The sequence below is a fragment of the Paenibacillus senegalensis JC66 genome (assembly GCF_000285515.1).
In the GTDB taxonomy this organism is placed as follows: domain Bacteria; phylum Bacillota; class Bacilli; order Paenibacillales; family NBRC-103111; genus Paenibacillus_L; species Paenibacillus_L senegalensis.
Genome location: NZ_HE610959.1, coordinates 695,385 through 712,795 on the forward strand (window position 1 = coordinate 695,385; position 17,411 = coordinate 712,795).

The window sequence follows — 17,411 nt, forward strand, 5'->3', positions numbered from 1 at the left end:
CCTGCCAACTCTGCCAGCAATTCGTTCTGTCAGTTCTGCCAGCCATGCTCCTTCTTCTCTAGTCGTCCTCGGCCCATGGTTTTATTCCTACCGTCTTGCCAATTCTCGGGCCAAAGTAATAGCGGAAGCAAGTCTCGATTGTCTCCTATGTGCCTGCACATAGCTGTAATCGACAAGCTCGACCTTCGCATCCTTGAGCGTGTAGGCAAAATCTTCATCGAACATTAGCTTGAACTCCCACACCCGCTTTTCCCAATGAGGAACATTTTCCTGCATATAAGCATCCTCTACGGCCGGATGAATATACGATTCGCTGATTCCTTCCGGCAGGTCATACAGTTTGCTAATAAGCTCCTGCTTAAATTGCTCATATGTCTCTCCCTCGCGAATAGAAAAAGGATGAGACAACAAATAATCCGGAATCGCGACTCCGAGCACTCCTGCCAGAGCGGATGCTTTGGCCGCAGCCTTCTCTACTCCCGGCATTGCCCCAAGCAGCGGGTCGCCCGGATGCACTTTGCGGAATAGCCGGAACGGCAGCCCCCACTTCGCGCACAGCTTTAGCGCTTGCGGAATATGGCTCCTCCCGGTAGCCGTTCCGTACAGGCTGCCCATATGATTATCAGCGTGACTTAGCTGAATTCCTTGCTGCTTCGCCTTATCGTACTGTGCGGCGAGTTCCTTCAAGACCGCTGCCGTGTCCGCCAGGCGCTCGAACGCTTCGACCGTCTTATGCATATGTCCGCTCTCGTCATGAAGCGACGGATGAGCGGTCAGACTGGGCCAGCGAATAGCATCAAATTCACTCGTCAGCGTCAAGTGGAGGCCGACATTGGTGACCCCCTTGCGTCTGCACCATTCAGCGGCTTGTTCGAAGCCTGGCGCGGGTGCCATGATTGTCGCCGAGGAGACACGCCGCTCCTCAAGCAGGCCGATAATCGCGCGGTTCATCGGTTCGCTCTGGCCAAAATCATCACAATTGATAATTAATTGTCTAGCGCTCATGCTCAGGGCTCCTTTCTATTTTGACGAAGAGGGAAATCAGGATGGAAATTATAAGCAGAATAAACGGCACAACGCTTATCAGGTAGCGGAAGGTCAGCGCCGGATTAGGTCCCGGATTCTCCCCGCTCTCATAACCAAAGATCATGCCGACGATCAGAAAAGCTACTGCAGAGATTAGCCCGCTGGAACGGACGATAAATCCGCTGACGGCCGTGTAAATCCCTTCGCGTCGGCTTCCCGTTTTCACTGCGTCCTGGTCGATAATCCGGCTGTTAACCATTGGCGGTGAGACAAGAAAGCCGGCCAAGCCAAAGCCGACGATGACCCCCGCTACAATTCCGCCCGCCAGGCTTGTGCTGAACCAAAGCGGAATGACGGAAACCGCATACGCGACAAATGACCATCTCCAGCCTTTTACCGGATCCATTTTGCGCAGCAGCCAGTACCAGACTCCGACTAAAGGAATGACCGAGACAAAAATAGAGGCAAGCAATATAGTATTCTGGCTTTCCGGAATCTCCAGCACATATTTTGCGTAAAAAGGAATCATTGAGCTGAGCAGCCCATTCACCGTCTGGGCGAACGAATTCGAGATATTCACAAGCCAGAACGGCTTGTTGCTGAGCGTTTCCCTGAACGCTTCCTTCAGCTTCGGTTGAGGTAAATTGGCCGCTTCCTCATCCTCTTTTACAAACCGCAGGAACAACAGCATAAAGACCGCAAAAACAATCGCATATATGATCGCCATGTTGCTGAAGCCAACCGCGGCGAACAGGATAGGAGTCCCCGCTGTACCGATCAGCAGCGCGACGATCTGAAAGCCTTGCTGGATAGCCGAAGCTTTTGTACGAATGCGGTTTCCCTTGAAAAGCTCGGGGAACAACGCGCCATAATTGACCCAGATGACCGTTGCAGCAGCCTCGTATAGGATCAGCGCAATCAGGAACCAGGTAAACAGCCCCATCTCAGTCATCCCGGCAGGCGGGGAAAACACCATGATAAACGTAAGCATGAAGAGCGGGATCGCGCCGAAAATCCAAGGCCGCCTGCGTCCGTATTTCGTCCTCGTTCTGTCGGACCAGTAGCCGAATAACGGCTGATTGGCGGCATCCCAAATGAGAAAGATGGTTCGGGCCAGAGTTGCAAGCCCGATACTGAGGCCGAGCTTGTCTACATAATAATAGCTGTAAAAAGTACTGAATGCCTGGCTCGGAATCATCATCGCCAGCATTCCAAACGCATAAATCATCGGAGAGTTTGTTAAATTTCTTCTCATAGGGAAGACCTGCCCTTCATCCGGAATGCAACTCTCGTACGACTGTCTATGATCGATCTAATCAACTATACAAAAGGCAAAAAGCAAATGCGCAAGTTTTCGTTTGCACTGCTAATCATTGTTCCTCCATTCATTACATATATTGGTCACCTTCATTATATTGGAAATAAGCCGTATGTTCTATCTTTAAATGCAGCCCAAGAGTGCAGGAATGACAAATTTACCTTACTTGTATAGAAAAAAGCTGCAAACACTATGTTTGCAGCTTTTTATTTGGAGTATTTTTACTTCTATTACTTCCCCTTCGAGCACCTGTAATCGCTGTGCCTTTAATTAATGATCAGCTTTGGTTTCGCAAATAATGGAGAATCTCTTCTGTTACTTCTGTAGTGGTAGCTTTTCCTTTCAAATCAGGGGTTTTGATTCCCTTTACAAGCGTGTGTTCAATCGCCTCCAGCAGCAGGGTCCCAAGCTCCTCATAGCCCATAAAATCCAGCATTTCTTTGGCTGTCCAGATCTGCCCGACAGGGTTGGCGATACCCTTGCCCGCTATATCGGGTGCTGAACCATGAACGGGCTCAAACATGGAAGGATATTTTCGCTCGATATTCAAATTAGCAGCCGGGGCAATTCCGATGCTTCCCATAATGGCTCCTCCGAGATCGGTAAGAATATCCCCGAATAAATTTGAAGCGACGATTACATCGAATTGCCCGGGGTTCATCACGAAATAAGCACACAATGCATCAATATGAATGCTTCTTTGCTCTGTGTCCTCGTACTGCTGGCCAACCTGACTGAATATCTCGTCCCAGAAGGGCATGCTGTGTACAATGCCGTTAGACTTGGTTGCTGAAACAACTTTTCTACCGCGCTTGCCCGCCAAATCGAAGGCGTAACGCATAGCCTTTTCTGTCTGCCATCTGGTAAACACGGCAGTTTGAACAGCCATTTCGTCATCTCCTGCATGAATTCTTCCGCCAATCGTGGAATATTCCCCTTCAGAATTTTCCCTCACCACCACAAAATCGAAAGGCGCAGGATCGCGCAGTGGCGAAGTCAAACCTTTAAGAAGCTTCGCCGGCCTAACGTTAATCGTCTGCTCGCATTCCCTCCTGATTTTGACCAGAAGCCCCCATAAGGAAATATGATCAGGAACCAATTGCGGCATACCTACAGCGCCAAGGAAAATTTGATCGAACTGCTTCAATTGCTCCATTCCGTCATCAGGCATCATCTTCCCATTTTGCAAATAGTATTCGCAATTCCAAGGGAACTCTGTGAACTTAAATTTGATCCCTCCATGAAGCTCGGCCACCGCCTCTAGGCATTGCACGGCAGCCGGCACCACCTCCTGCCCAATGCCATCGCCTGGAATTACCGCTATTTGATAGGTTTCCAACTTTTAACGTCCTCCTTATTCCCTGGTTTTATAAGGTGATTGCTTAGCTTGATTCGCGGAGCCCACTAACTTTCCCTGCAAAGTGTAACAACTTCGTGTAAGGTTTGCTTTTACGCTCTATCGGACAAACCAATGGACACAAATTTGGTTTCCAAGAAATCGGCCAGGCTCTCAGGTCCACCCTCTCTCCCTATCCCGCTCTCTTTCATCCCGCCAAAGGGGCCTTCGACTGCAGTAGGTACGGCGTCATTACAGCCAATAATGCCGTATTCCAACGCCTCATATACCCGGATCATACGGTCAAGATCTTTGGTGTAGTAATAAGCGGCTAAGCCATAATTGGAATCGTTGGCCAATCGTATCGCTTCCTCTTCGGTGGCAAAAGTACGAATAGGAGCTACAGGGCCAAACGTCTCTTCGCATGCGACAACCATCTGTTCATTCACGTTGATTAGGATAGTCGGCTCATAGTAATAGCCGGGGAGTCCCGGCTTGCGTCTCCCTCCCGTAAGGAGTACAGCGCCTTTATTCAACGCATCCTGCACGTGATGCTGGACTTTTTCAAGAGCCTTGGCATTAATCAGAGGCCCCATCGTTGTCTCTTCCAGAAAGCCGTCCCCTACGACTAATGCCTCAGCAGCGGCTTTGAATTTCTCAAGAAATCGTTCTGCAACCGCTTCTTGAACGTAGATTCGATTGGCACAAATACAAGTCTGTCCGGCATTGCGGAACTTGCTGTTAATTGCTCCAGATACAGCAGCATCAAGATCAGCATCATCGAATACGATAAAGGGGGCGTGCCCTCCCAGCTCCAGCGACACTTTCTTGACCTGATCTGCCGCAGCATGCAGCAAATGCTTGCCTACCTCGGTCGAGCCGGTGAACGTTATTTTCTTGATTGCCGGATGGCTGAGCAATTCGTCCCCAATTGCTGAAGGATCTCCGGTAACAACATTCAGTACACCGGCCGGTACGCCGGCTGCCGTTGCGATTTCGGCCAGCCGAAGGGCTGCCCCGGGAGTCAGCTCAGAGGGCTTGAGTACTAGCGTGCAGCCAGCAGCCAGAGCCGGGCCAATCTTCCTCGCTGCCATCGACAACGGAAAGTTCCAAGGCGTGATGGCACCTACAGGTCCAATCGGCTGCCTGATGGACAAGAGTCTTTTGCCTGCCGTTGAAGCCGGGATTATCTGCCCGTAGGTTCTGATTGCTTCTTCAGCGTTCCAACGCAAATAGTCAGCGGCAATCCGCACCTCCCCGGCGGCCTCCTTCAATGGTTTACCCATTTCCAGTGTAATCAGGCTGGCCAATTCATGCCGGTGCTCTTCAACCCCGTCAGCCAGGGAATGAAGAATTTCGGCCCTTTCCTTCGCAGGCAACCGGGACCAACTTGCAAAAGCTCCGGCTGCCGCTTCGATAGCGAGCCGGGCATCCCGACCATCTCCATAAGCCGCAAAGGCTACCTGCTGCTCTGTCGCAGGATTGACAATCCCATATGTTTGCCCGGATTTGGCATTCTCTTTCGTTCCATTAATGTACAACTTCCAGTTATTCATGCCCGCACCTCTCTTTATTGTTTCTTCATGTTAAAATAATGGTTCATTCATTTGCACCGCTTGCTTTAAACTACAGCCAGTTGCTTATACAATTCCATATTTTTCAAATAATAGTTCTCGTAATATTCAGTAAGCTCCAAGTGGTGCTCCTGATTAGGCATAACGGTTAACGCCTGCGGCACCGGAATTTCGTCAATGAACTGGTTGGCCTTGGCGGCGAGAATGGCCGCCCCGCGGGCTACTCCCTCCGAATCTCTGATCAGCTGCAGCGGGCGGTTTACCAGATTCGCTTTCGCTTGCATCCAGTAAGGATTTTGGGTAGACCCGCCGGTAACGAGCAGACGGTCCATAGAGATTTGGTGACCGCCCAGCACTTCAATCTGATATCGGAACAGACAGCTCAAGCCCTGAATCATAGCTGCAGCCATCTGGCCGGAATAGGATTGGGTCAAAGCTCCGCCGAACCACCCTAACTGCACATGGTTTCCGGTTTTTTTATCTGCAGTCATGAAGGGGTAGAAGCCCAAATGCTTATTGACCCCGTTTTCTTTGGCCAGAACATCCAACAGCTGATCATAATTCCAGCCCGTCAGGTTAAGAAACCATTCGACAATCCCGCCAGTAGTCCCGACGGACAATAAGGAATAATAACGCCCTGTAATGACATGACAGCCAATGGTAAAATCCGGCACCTGCTGGAACTGACTCATATCAAGACTCGGGATCGTAGTCACCAGCGTTTCCGCAGTGCCACAGGAATTAGTGACATCACCCTCCAATGTTCCACCAATTCCGAATGATCCGACAACATGATCATGTCCGGCAATCGTTACCGGAGTGCCTTCCGTTATTCCTGTATATTCACTCGCCTGCTTGCCTACAGTGCCCATCACTTTAGCGGAAGAGACCACCTCCTGCAGCAGTTCCCGGCGAATGCCGAATTCATGAATAATGTCCTCATCCCAGTCTAACTCTTTAATATTGAAAAGCATGGTCCGGCTTGCCAGAGACCTCTCGCCAAGCTTTACACCCGTTAGGCAGAAGGCAATATACTCGGCAAGATGCAGCCAGCAGACCGCCTTGTTCCAAACGTCCGGCGTATTCTCCTTCATCCACATAAATTTAAGCAGCGAATATTTGGCCTGTGGATGCAAGCCGGTCTTGCGGAAAAAATCCAGCGCAGACATCTTCTCTTTCGCCAAGCCAACATATTGGCTGGGCCGCTGATCGTACCATGCCAATACGGTTCCTAACGGCTCATTGTCTTTATCGAGCAGAACGCCTGACTCCGCCATGCTGGCAATTCCGATGGCCTTTATCTTGTTTCCTTTTATTTGCTCTACACAAGATTGCAGGGCCTTGCAGGTGTTCATCCAGATCTCACCAGCCAAATGGTAAATTCCCCCGTCTCTAGTAACGTGGGCCGGCGTAGAAACGCGGGCTATTCCCTTGATTTCCCCCATGCCGTTATAGGCGGCTGCTTTTATATGAGTCGTACCGATATCTAATCCTATATAAACTGATTCTTTAATTTTCATGGCTTCCCTCCGTCTTTCCTGAGTGTCCATTCAAATGTGTTTGCTGCTTTAGCTCCCCTGCGCCGAAATCATCTTTCCACTAGGCATTAGGGTGTATGGCTGCTTTAAAGCCTTCTCCCTGACGAGCAATCCGGAAAGCCTCTTCCACCTCAGCCAAGGTAAAATGATGCGTGACCAACTCCTCCAGCTGCAAGGATTGAAGCCTTTCTATTGAGCGGTAATGACTGTACGGATTTCTTACAGAACCAAGAATGGTCAGTTCTTTGCGGTAAATTTCGTTAGGCTCAACCTGCATCATAAGTCCAGGGGGAACTACGCCAAAATATAGGATGGTCGCACACCTGTCTGCCAACTCTATGGCCATTGCGGCGGTTTCCAGCCTGCCAGCGGATTCGATCACAACATCAGCCCCTAGACCGTGTCCGGTTTCCAGCACCTTCTCCTTCACATCTTCACGCAAGGGATCGATCGTCAAAAACCCCCGGCGTTTCGCTACACTGCGTCTATACTCATTCGGTTCTACCACGGTTACTTTTCCCGCACCGCTGGATCGGGCGAATTCTGCCATTACTATTCCGACAAAGCCGCCCCCTAGCACAACAACGTGATCTCCATGCTTAACGTTAGCTCTTTCAATGCCATGCAGGCAGCAGCCGATATTTTCTGTTAATGCGGCTACAGTCGGGGAAATGCCTTCTGGCACGTGGTAGACCGTCCGTTCCGGGACAATGCAGTATTCGGCAAAGCCGCCATCGGCATGGACACCGAAAGCTATACGATCCGTACACATATGCTCCCTGCCAACACGGCAATATTTGCATAGACCACAGTAGATGTGCGGCTCTACCGTTACTAGGTCTCCTTCTTTGAAAGAACGCGCGCCGGCTCCAAGACCGGCCACATACCCGGAAAACTCGTGACCCAGCACTAACGGAGGCACAGATTCATAGTTGCCCTCGAGGATATGGAAGTCCGTTCCACAGATCGTCGCTGCTTCAATACGGATAAGCACCTCGTCAACCTTTAAAGCGGGCAGTTCTTTCTCTACCATCACCAATTGATGATTCCCTACATAGTGACATGCTCTGTATTTCATTGATGTGCCTCCTTTATCATTCAAAATTACTTATAATAAACTCTTCTTACAACGCCGGATAAATTCCGTTATTATCGGCCGAGCCGTCACCGGCTATTTTCGTTATTTGCTGCCGATCCGTGACTAACTGTAAATACTGCTGGACAGCATTGAGCCGTTTGCTTTGCTGGCTTGCGCTTCGGCCCCGCTGGCTGGCGCTTCAAATTCTAACGCTCGCAGCGGTCCTTATTTGGACAAAAACAAGGGGTTAAAAATTGTAACGCTTGCTATCGTCCTTATTTTGGTTCTGATCGCCGTTTTCAGGGCTTTTTGTGACAAATAAGAGCGAGGAGGAGCGTTAGAAATAAATTCCCTGTTTTTTAGGCTAAATAAGAGCAAGGGCGAGCGTTAGCGGGAAACACCACACAGACCCAACTCGCAAACACCTCATAAATCACCTCATGGATCACCTCTCACAGTTCACCCTCGCAGATCACATCGCATACAATCTATAGATCACCTCATAGATCACCAAACCAAACCCGCAGGCTACCTCTCAACATACCTCGCAAGCTATATCGCTGATCATCCCGCAGAATACCTGTTGCCAACGGAAAAATTCAGCAATAAAGCGATAATCACGTTATGCCGCTTATCCCTTTTCTCATTACGTTGTCATATCCACATTTCGCTGCATTGCTTTTTCCACCTATTGAAAAGAAAGGGATTGCTTTAAGTTTATGGCAGCGCTATCATAAAGTAAAATACATTTAATATATACTTCCATAAGTAAAACTTAATATATTCAAGTGGAGGAACGGAAAATAATGAATCTGCATCACCTTTATATTTTTTGTGAGGTGGCGGAGCTCAAAAGCTTTGCCAAAGCGGCAGCCAAAATCAATATCAGCCAACCGGCTATATCCCAGCATGTCCAAAAACTAGAGGCAGATCTTGGAAAAAAGCTGATCGAGCGAAAAGGAAGGCTGTTTCGCCTGACCACCCACGGAGAAACTTTGCTTGAATACGGCAGACGGATCTTCACCATGGTCGATGAAGCAGAGAACGCCGTCAAGCGATTCGGGCAACCTCACAAACGGTTATTTCTAGGGGCTACCCAGGTTATCGGCACTTACTTTTTGCCCGCTTATATTGCCAAATTCACAGAGTCTAATCCCTATGTTCAATTCGATGTCTCCCTAACGGAGCAGACCAATGAGTTGATTGACAAAATTATTAAAAATGAAATCGATATCGGAATCGCATACGAAAGTGTCGTGCTTCGCGATGATATTGAAGTGTCACGCATCATTCAGGATGAATTTGTGCTCGTTCTTCCGGGTTCCCATCCATGGGCATCAGGGCAATTGGTCAGTCTGGAGGAAATCGTTACTCTGCCTTTTATTTTCTATCCCCCTGGCCATTTCATCCAGCCTGTATTGGAAAATACGCTGTCCGGCAGCCCGGTCAATGTCACCCTGCAGCTGAGCCAGTTGGAAACCGTCAAGCAAGCCATTTACCGTGGACTTGGCGTATCCATGCTGCCATTGTCTTCTATCCGGCAAGAAATACAGCACGGACTTCTTGCCGTGGTCAACTGTCCATTGTTCAGAGTGCCCAAGCATCTGGTCAGCATGCACAAAAGAATGATACACATGCCAGAACTGCTCGATTTGGCTCTGGATCGGCTAAAGGACAAAAACTGGGTCAATCAGCTTTAATACTGCTGTTTGTTTAAGGGAATTTATGCTGGGTAGCAGAGTCGCAATTTATGCTGAGTGGCCAGGGTATCGATGGATAATGCCAGGAAACCTCTTAACCTGAACAAGAAGTTTGTTATCCCTTCCTGTAGGATGACTTCACCTGGGTTTCTCCAACGCTCACCTGCCCCTATCCTGCACAACTCCTGCTCTTCACCTGCGTGCTTAACCCGCGCGTGAGGGAGATCCTCCTGCTGTGCATGACCGCAGGCTCAACCTTTCGCTCATGCTTTGCCTGCGCTGCCGAACAGCTTGATTTTTCTGCGGACGATGCCTGAAATTGTCTCCCTGATTTCAGGAATAAGCGCAAAAAAGTCATTGAAACCACGATCGGCCAGACGACTCCTCATATGCTCCAGCGTCGCCCTTCTCCACTCGGTGGCGATGTTGATTTTGCTTACTCCGCGTGTAATGGCCGTTTGAATATCCTGCTCAGCAATTCCTGTCCCTCCATGCAGCACAATCGGGATGCCCGTGCGGTCATGAATAATTTGCAGGTGGTCCAGATCTATAGCAATGTTTTCTCCATAGGCCGCATGGATGTTGCCGAGCGCAACAGCGAGACTATCTACCTGAGTTTCCTTCACAAACCACTCCGCTTCCTCAGGAGAGGTCAATTGGTAGATATCCTCTTTGCCGCGGGTACCTAAATGTCCTAATTCTGCCTCTACGGGAAGCCCTAAGGAATCCGCAGCCTGCTTGATCTGTTTGGTAATCGCTATATTGTCTGACAGTTCCAGCCGAGACCCGTCGAACATCAATGACGTATAGCCGCAGCGAATTGCCTGGACGGCTTGGGCAAAACCTGTCCCATGGTCTAGATGCAGGGCCACAGGCACTTTCGTTTCCTTGGCTGCCTGTATAGCCGCAGCTGCAAGATAGCTCATACGCGTATGCTTAAGGGTAGCTTGACCCGTCTGAATGATAACCGGGGACTCAAGCTCCTCTGCTGTTCTCAGAACCGCATCAATGCTATCGATATGATCTACGCTGAATGCGCCAACAGCATAACCATGCTTATGGGCGTTTGTGAGCAAGCTTGTTCCTGATACAAGTGGCATAACGATTCTCCTTTTTTGTCATGAATTTATCCTTTTACAGCTCCAGCCGTAATTCCGGTAATGATGTATTTCTGTAAAATCAGTGCGATTACAATAATCGGCAGTGTAATGATGACAGCCGCCGCCATTAATCCTCCCCAATTGATTTCGGAATACGACATAAAGTTAAATACGGCAATCGGCAGCGTTCTCGTCCGTTCCCCAGACAACACCAGCGAGAACATAAAGTTGTTCCATGAGAAGATGAAAGCCAGTATGGAGGAAGTGATTACACCAGGCATAGCCAAAGGGAGCATGATTCTGACAAAAGCGCTCTGAATCGTACATCCGTCCACCCGGGCCGCCTCTTCCAGCTCATTAGGAAGACTTTCAAAGAACGAGATCATAATCCAGATAATGAAAGGCAATCCTACCAGCATATGGGCCAAAATCAAAGAGGTATAGGTATCCACCAGCCCCACCTGACTGAACAAAATAAACCATGGAATCATAAACGAAATTCCCGGGATGATCCGGGCAACCAGAATCATCAACCCGATTTGATTCTGCTTGTATTTAGCGATGGAGTAGGCTGCCGGCAGACCCAGCACCAGAGCGAAAAAAGTAGATACCAGCCCAACTATAAAACTGTTAAACATAAATCGGACAAAATCATGCTCGGCAAATACTGAAATATAATTGTTGAGCGTTGGAGTGAACCAAAGCATATTTTGCGTGGACATGATCTGTGCCTGATTTTTGAAAGACCCCAGGATCATCCAGACAAAGGGAAACAAAAAACTGATTAGAACCAAGATAACAAGCAGCATGTAAAGACGCCCAAACCATCGTTCTTTTGCTTTCATCAAGACACCTCCAAACGTTTGCGCAGCTTAACCACCAGCAGACAGAGGAGAAGAATAAGAACGAAAAAGAGCATCAGCATCGCAGAAGTCATTCCTAGCTGAAAATATTGGAAGCCCAGTTGAAAGCCGTAAATATTCAAGGTTTCGGTTGCGAAGCCCGGTCCACCTTGAGTCATGGCATAGATCAGGTCGAACGTTTTGACCGCATCGATCATTCTCAGCAATCCTGCCGCAAAAATAGTGGGAAGCAGCAGAGGGAATGTAATTTTCCAAAACATCTGCCAGGTGTTGGCCCCATCGATCTTGGCAGCCTCATAATTTTCCTGCGGAAGCGTCGCCAATCCTGCCAGAACAATTAGGGTAATCATGGGCGTCCACTGCCAGACGTCTACCAGAATTAGAGACGGAATAGCTTGAGTAGGTGAAGCAATCCACAACTGCGGGTTTAGCCCGAAAAACCTCAGAAATTGATTGGCAAAGCCGATCGTCGGCTCATAAATAAGCAGCCATACAAGCCCAATGGCAACAGGAGTTGAAACCATAGGCAGCAGAAACAATGTTTTGCTCAAGTTCTTTCCGCGAAAATTACGGTTAAACAGCAAGGCTATAGCGACACCAAGCACCAACTGAAATAGCATCGCGCCGAAGGTAAAGTAAAACGTACGGCCAAATGCCTTCCAAAACCGCTCGTCACTAAACAGCAGATGTCTGTAATTATCCAAAGCCACCCAAATGGGACCGTCAATAGGAGACATGCTCCATTCAAAAAAACTTAAATACAACGTATAACCGATAGGGAAAACGATCATTGCACCGACAAATAACAGAGCCGGCAGCACAAATATTGTTTTCACGTGTTTTTCTAAAAAGCGCTCGATTGGTGTCACCCTCTCTCTGATCAACTTTCGTCCAACAGGGCAGACAAGCCAAATCCGTTAACCGTCAGCCAGCAAGCATGACTACTAGCTGTTAACTTGGCTTATCCGCCTGTCAGTCTGCCGGGACAGGAAGATCCCAGGCCGCGGCTATTCTCTATCAATCAAATCCTGGAACTTGGCGTTTTCCTCCCGCGCCACTCTCTCGACATCACCGCCGCTGATCGATTCGGTAATGATGGTTCCGACAATATCACGAGCAGCACCTACATTGATGACTAGAGGGCGATCATGACCTACACCGATCTGCTGCGACTTGTTCATAACCTCAGCCAGTTCATCAGGAAAAGCTGCATTACCTTCGGGATCATCCCAGACGGATTGCCGGGCACCGGGGTTTCCTTTGCTTTGAATAATCAAGGAATTTTCTTTGTTGGTTACCCATTTCACAAACTCCCATGCCGCTTCCTGCTGCTTAGATTTGGAGCTGATGGCTAATCCCCAAGCGGTGACATTCGTTGGCTTCTGCCCCCCGCTTCCCGCAGGGAAGAGAGCAAAACCAATATTTTCGACCGGTATAGCTGATTTTTCCGGATCAAGCATGTTAGGATAGACGCTGTCTGCGTCCGTAAACATAGCCACCTTACCCTGTACGAAAACGCCCATAGCCTGAGGCCAGCTCATATTCAGGACTCCTGGCGGTCCATATTCCCTAAGAAGGTCTCCATACAGCTTGAAGGCTTCAATAGCTTCCGGAGTGTCGAGAGTCGCCTTCCCGTCCTGCAGGAAATCTCCTCCAGAGCTGTACAGGAAGCTGGAAAACTGAGTGACAGCAGGCGAACGCTGTCCGCGGGCTACAAACCCATAGAAATCGTTAGCCGGATCATTCAGCTGTTCAGCAGCGGCCCGGAGCTCATCCAGCGTCTCAGGAGCCTTCAGGTTGTTTTCAGCGAAAATATCTTTGCGGTAATACAGAATTTCGCGTTCGGTAATGAGCGGGATTCCATACAAGCCCTCGCCGCCGGTTAAAGGAGCAATCGAACTCTCACTATAATCAGCCAAATCCCATTCCTCATCTTGGGCGTATTCACTTAAATCTGCCAACCAGCCGTTTCGCATGTATAGCTTTGCTTCCTGTAAAGGGCGGATCATAAAGATATCCAGGCTTGAGGTTCCGGATGTCAGCTCTACCGTAAGCTTCTGCGACAGCTGGTCTTCAAAGAACTGTTCCATATTGACTTTGATTCCCGTCTCTTCTTCAAACTCCGGGACTAGCTCTTTAACAGCCTCTGTCCATGGGTGATTTGCAGTTAATACTCGGAGTGTAACTCCTTCAAAAGGTTTATCCCCTGGTTCAGCCCCTCCGGGAGAAGCTCCACCCTTTTCGGTTGGAGCACCGCTGCTTCCACAGCCTATAAGGGCGGCGGTTAACATGAGGGAGACTGAACCAGATGCCAATTTTTTGAATTTCATCCTGAATCATCACCTTTCGATGGGATAATTAGTTGTACTGCCACTGTTGAAAGCTTGCATAAGCTGTCTGGTTTTGCTTGGTCGCGACCAATCTGACATCTTGTGTTCATTATATGGTAGCGCTATCATATTGTATAATACATATATTGTATCATTTCATAAGTAAAACTTATGATAAAGTGTGTATTTGGCTTGCGTTCCAACAGCAGCCTATTAATAAGCTGATTCTTGTGTATGTTTTTGCCCTTTGGACTCTGGTTAAAAAACTGTTTTGAAGCTTTCCATCCGGATCGCAACTGCTTAGTGGTGGCAAACAATCGTTTCTCCAGTTAAATAGTCTGATGCCGGACCTGCTAGGAACAGAACGATCTTCGCCATATCCTCGGGCTGGGCTACCTTCTCTAAGCGGGAGCCTTCAAAAGCCAGATGATCATCCGCGACCCGGGTTGCTTTGAACCGCCCGGTAGAGGTTGCCGCAGGAGCAATGCAGTTTACGTTTACTTCGTAGGGACGCATTTGTTCACCCAGACAGCGGGTGTAATGAGCGATCCCAGCTTTAGCGGAAGCATAGATAACCCCTACTGTTGTCGGGTAATGGGCGGCAGCCGATCCGACATTAATAATTTTGCCGCGGCGTCTCTCCCTCATATGGGAGCCCACATACTTGCACATGCACATGACATTGAGCAGATTGACATCAAGCACGTTACGAATATCCTCCACTTTAATATCCAGAGCATTGTTAGGATCAGGACGCGGAGAATTGGCACCTATGTCTCCACCCGCATTGTTCACAAGAATGTCGATGTGCCCGAATTGGGCAATAGCCCTCTGCGCAAACTTTTCGATCTGCTCAGGATCCGTCAGATCGGCCGTCAAAAAAGCACTTCGACGTCCCAAAGAACGGATTTCCTCAGCCACGGCAACACCTGAGGCCGCTTCTCCGAATTGAGCTGCAGCCATAGCGTTGACATCGTGAATAATAACGTCAGCACCGGCGCGTGCCAAATGCAAAGCGTAGTGTCTTCCAAGACCTCTGCTGGATCCGGTAACCAAGGCGACCTGGCCGGATAAATTCATCTCGTTCATAACTGCACCGTCCTCTGTTTACATGATTAATAAGTAGCGCTCTCAGGGATGATAGCGCTTACTTTTTTTGGTGGAAACGCCTATCTCGGATAGCTCAAGACCTTTATCCGAAAAATTGCTTGATCTTGCTTGTTAGAAACTCTACCGACTCCTTTAAATCACCCAATCCGTTTACTCCGTCCTCAATAGAGATCCAGCCATCAAACTGTATGGACCGCAAATGCCCAAAGATTTGGTCATAATCATTAATTCCTTTCCCAATCACTCCATGGGCTAGCGCTTCAGAATAACCCTGCAGCGAATAATCCTGTAAGTCACCCAGCGTATAGCCTTTCTGCAAATAGCGGTCACTGGCATGCATTGTTATCAGCCGGTGCTTGACCTGCTCCAACAGTTCCAGCGGATCCTCCCCGGCAAAAATTGCATTGGATGGATCGTAGTTGACCCCAAACCAAGGGGAAGAAATCTGATTAATGATTTCCAAATAGATGGACGAATGCTGGGCAAACTCGGGATATAGCCAAAAACCGTCCTTATAATGATTTTCCATGGTCAGATGTACGCGCTTACACTCTGCATAAGGAAGCAGTTCCTGAATCGATTCCACTGTCCAGCGGATACCGTCTTCACGGGATATATCCGGCCGGCTCTGTCCCGACAGCACCCGGCAGCTGCGAAACGAGTCCGGGCCCAGTTGAGCCATGACGTCAATCATTTGCTTCATCTTCTTGATTTCGTTCTCACGGTGTGTACGGCTGGGATGAGTGAAATCGGGAGAGGTGCACATCATTGGTATCACAAGGCCCTGCTTATTGGCTGAAACCTTAATCTTCTGTAAATAATCTTCATCTGTATTTATCAAGAACAGAGGATACAGCTCCAGTCCTTCCGCACCCAGAGTACCGGCCATTTCTATCCATTCAAACAGTGACATTCTTCCATCGGATAATTCCTCCATGTAGCCTTTCGGAAATACAGAGATGCGTGGTTTATTTTTCTGGTTCATTCCTACACTCCTTTGATGTTACTTAAGCTGGGGGCTTCTGTTTCAATATATCCCAAGACCAACAGAAGTTGCAGATCTGAAAAGAATCAATGGCAAACACTGTGTCTTCATCATTAAGAATGAAACGTTTCATATTTTTGAGGAAAAATAATCAGGTTTCTAGCCCGCAGTCTCGTAGGAACATAGATGTATTATGCTGGAGAACCTGAAGATTCTTTAACAAACAATTCCGGTTGAATAAACAAATGAGACACTTCCGAATAGCTGCGGTTAGTTAACCGCAATAAGATTAGTTCTGCCGCTTTCTGACCTATAGTTGCTGGTGACTGACTGACATAGGTCACCGATGGCCTGATTAGATTCCATTGGTATTCAAGCTGACCGTAGGTTACAAGCGTAAGTTCTTGAGGGATGCGAATTCCTCTATCACGGCAGGCCATCACAATTCCGGCAGTCATATTGTTGTTAACGGAAAGAATCGCTGTCGGCGGTTCCTTCTGGTTAAGAAAATAGTCTACCGCCTCATAACCCCCGCTGAATAGAAAGTTCCCATAATATTGCGCCTCCTCCGGGAGAGCAAGACCATACAGGGAGAATGCATCTACTATGCCATCATAACGAATTTTCCCATGAACGGTGGATACATCGCCATGGACTACGCCAATTCTCCGGTGTCCCAGCTCGACCAGATGACGGGTTAACAACTCCATGCCGTACCTGTTGTTGTCTGCCACAATGTCTGCCGGAAGTGATAAAACCGGTCGGTCTACCAGAACAATCGGGATTTGACGCTCGAGAAGCGTCCTGATTTCATCATTGACCCTGCCGGTAGTACAGACGATTATGCCATCCACCCTTTTCTCGTACAGCATTCTCAGCTTTTTCCGCTCCATCTCGGGATCTTCCTTGGTTGAGCTGATCAGCAGCTGGTAGTCATGCTCATTCATGACATCTTCAATTGCTTTCGCCAAGGTCATCTGGAACGGATTCGTAATATCTCCCAATAACACAGCCAGCGTATTAGTCGTGGAAGATTTGAGACTCCTGGCTACCGCGTTAGGACGGTAATTCAGCTCCCGGATTGCGCGCCATACCTTCTCTTGAAGCAGCGGCTTAACTGTGCCTTCATGGTTAATTACTTTGGACACGGTGCCGACTGAGACACCGGCCAACTTAGCTACGTCTTTAATTGTCGGTTTCATCATTGCTATTGGTACCCGTTTCACTTCCCTCCTGTACACCATTCCAAGCATGCAGCCTAGCCTGCAAGTGGTTCTGCTGTTGGTTTGGTACTGCGTTATTTGTTGGGCTGCTTGACTCAGCGTTCCCTGCTATTTGCTAGCTAACATAACGTGAAACGTTTCATTTACAATATAGTCGCTATTTCAAAATTCGTCAACCATATCTCAATTATTTGTTATGGTTCCCGGCAGGCCTGCATGGCACTGCCACA

14 protein-coding genes are annotated in these 17,411 nt (G+C 48.6%); 1 reads left to right on the forward strand and 13 read right to left on the reverse strand.

Annotated elements, in window-relative coordinates; translation table 11 throughout:
• Nucleotides 1–87: 87 nt before the first annotated feature.
• The 6 genes from PSHG_RS15275 to PSHG_RS15300 form a co-directional block, all read right to left on the reverse strand.
• A complete protein-coding gene (locus PSHG_RS15275; RefSeq protein WP_010274298.1) occupies nucleotides 88–1,005 on the reverse strand; it encodes a polysaccharide deacetylase family protein in 918 nt (305 codons plus the stop codon).
• The gene (locus PSHG_RS15280) at nucleotides 995–2,281 is read right to left on the reverse strand and encodes an MFS transporter (RefSeq protein ID WP_010274301.1); all 1,287 of its coding nucleotides are present in this window, start codon (nucleotides 2,279–2,281) and stop codon (nucleotides 995–997) included. Before PSHG_RS15280 ends, PSHG_RS15275 begins: the two co-directional genes overlap by 11 nt.
• Nucleotides 2,282–2,621: 340 nt before the next feature.
• Nucleotides 2,622–3,683, reverse strand: a complete 1,062-nt coding sequence (locus PSHG_RS15285; RefSeq protein WP_010274304.1) for a tartrate dehydrogenase — start codon at nucleotides 3,681–3,683, stop codon at nucleotides 2,622–2,624.
• 110 nt (nucleotides 3,684–3,793) lie between these two features.
• A complete protein-coding gene (locus PSHG_RS15290; RefSeq protein WP_010274306.1) occupies nucleotides 3,794–5,236 on the reverse strand; it encodes an NAD-dependent succinate-semialdehyde dehydrogenase in 1,443 nt (480 codons plus the stop codon).
• A 65-nt stretch (nucleotides 5,237–5,301) separates the two neighbouring features.
• Entirely contained in the window at nucleotides 5,302–6,774 is a 1,473-nt protein-coding gene (locus tag PSHG_RS15295) for an FGGY-family carbohydrate kinase (protein WP_010274308.1), read from the reverse strand.
• A 79-nt stretch (nucleotides 6,775–6,853) separates the two neighbouring features.
• Nucleotides 6,854–7,870, reverse strand: coding sequence for an alcohol dehydrogenase catalytic domain-containing protein (locus tag PSHG_RS15300; protein WP_010274310.1), 1,017 nt, complete (start codon nucleotides 7,868–7,870; stop codon nucleotides 6,854–6,856).
• 806 nt (nucleotides 7,871–8,676) lie between these two features.
• Between PSHG_RS15300 and PSHG_RS15305 the strand changes: the two genes are divergently transcribed.
• Nucleotides 8,677–9,570, forward strand: coding sequence for a LysR family transcriptional regulator (locus PSHG_RS15305; protein ID WP_010274311.1), 894 nt, complete (start codon nucleotides 8,677–8,679; stop codon nucleotides 9,568–9,570).
• Nucleotides 9,571–9,833: 263 nt separating this feature from the next.
• Here PSHG_RS15305 and PSHG_RS15310 read toward each other — a convergent pair whose 3' ends face one another.
• From PSHG_RS15310 to PSHG_RS15345, 7 genes are all read right to left on the reverse strand, one after another.
• On the reverse strand, nucleotides 9,834–10,670 hold the full coding sequence (locus PSHG_RS15310; RefSeq protein WP_010274313.1) for a class II fructose-bisphosphate aldolase: 837 nt from the start codon (nucleotides 10,668–10,670) through the stop codon (nucleotides 9,834–9,836).
• A 26-nt stretch (nucleotides 10,671–10,696) separates the two neighbouring features.
• A complete protein-coding gene (locus PSHG_RS15315) occupies nucleotides 10,697–11,515 on the reverse strand; it encodes a carbohydrate ABC transporter permease (protein ID WP_010274315.1) in 819 nt (272 codons plus the stop codon).
• Nucleotides 11,515–12,402, reverse strand: a complete 888-nt coding sequence (locus PSHG_RS15320; RefSeq protein WP_010274316.1) for a carbohydrate ABC transporter permease — start codon at nucleotides 12,400–12,402, stop codon at nucleotides 11,515–11,517. The genes PSHG_RS15315 and PSHG_RS15320 overlap by 1 nt, the downstream gene beginning before the upstream one ends.
• A 138-nt stretch (nucleotides 12,403–12,540) precedes the next feature.
• Nucleotides 12,541–13,863 (reverse strand): ABC transporter substrate-binding protein, encoded by a 1,323-nt coding sequence (locus PSHG_RS15325; RefSeq protein ID WP_010274319.1) that lies wholly within the window; start codon nucleotides 13,861–13,863, stop codon nucleotides 12,541–12,543.
• Between the two features lie 300 nt (nucleotides 13,864–14,163).
• Entirely contained in the window at nucleotides 14,164–14,952 is a 789-nt protein-coding gene (locus PSHG_RS15335) for an SDR family NAD(P)-dependent oxidoreductase (protein WP_010274323.1), read from the reverse strand.
• A gap of 103 nt (nucleotides 14,953–15,055) precedes the next feature.
• Nucleotides 15,056–15,958: a sugar phosphate isomerase/epimerase family protein gene (locus PSHG_RS15340; protein ID WP_010274325.1), complete on the reverse strand. Its 903-nt coding sequence runs from the start codon at nucleotides 15,956–15,958 to the stop codon at nucleotides 15,056–15,058.
• A 191-nt stretch (nucleotides 15,959–16,149) separates the two neighbouring features.
• A complete protein-coding gene (locus PSHG_RS15345) occupies nucleotides 16,150–17,184 on the reverse strand; it encodes a LacI family DNA-binding transcriptional regulator (protein WP_010274326.1) in 1,035 nt (344 codons plus the stop codon).
• Nucleotides 17,185–17,411 lie beyond the last annotated feature (227 nt).

Bases quoted from the DNA above. Each gene is read 5' to 3' on its own strand.
- PSHG_RS15275 (WP_010274298.1), bottom strand. From the start codon at position 1,005: ATGAGCGCTAGACAATTAATTATCAATTGTGATGATTTTGGCCAGAGC.
- PSHG_RS15280 (WP_010274301.1), bottom strand. From the start codon at position 2,281: ATGAGAAGAAATTTAACAAACTCTCCGATGATTTATGCGTTTGGAATG.
- PSHG_RS15290 (WP_010274306.1), bottom strand. From the start codon at position 5,236: ATGAATAACTGGAAGTTGTACATTAATGGAACGAAAGAGAATGCCAAA.
- PSHG_RS15295 (WP_010274308.1), bottom strand. From the start codon at position 6,774: ATGAAAATTAAAGAATCAGTTTATATAGGATTAGATATCGGTACGACT.
- PSHG_RS15300 (WP_010274310.1), bottom strand. From the start codon at position 7,870: ATGAAATACAGAGCATGTCACTATGTAGGGAATCATCAATTGGTGATG.
- PSHG_RS15305 (WP_010274311.1), top strand. From the start codon at position 8,677: ATGAATCTGCATCACCTTTATATTTTTTGTGAGGTGGCGGAGCTCAAA.
- PSHG_RS15310 (WP_010274313.1), bottom strand. From the start codon at position 10,670: ATGCCACTTGTATCAGGAACAAGCTTGCTCACAAACGCCCATAAGCAT.
- PSHG_RS15315 (WP_010274315.1), bottom strand. From the start codon at position 11,515: ATGAAAGCAAAAGAACGATGGTTTGGGCGTCTTTACATGCTGCTTGTT.
- PSHG_RS15325 (WP_010274319.1), bottom strand. From the start codon at position 13,863: ATGAAATTCAAAAAATTGGCATCTGGTTCAGTCTCCCTCATGTTAACC.
- PSHG_RS15335 (WP_010274323.1), bottom strand. From the start codon at position 14,952: ATGAACGAGATGAATTTATCCGGCCAGGTCGCCTTGGTTACCGGATCC.
- PSHG_RS15340 (WP_010274325.1), bottom strand. From the start codon at position 15,958: ATGAACCAGAAAAATAAACCACGCATCTCTGTATTTCCGAAAGGCTAC.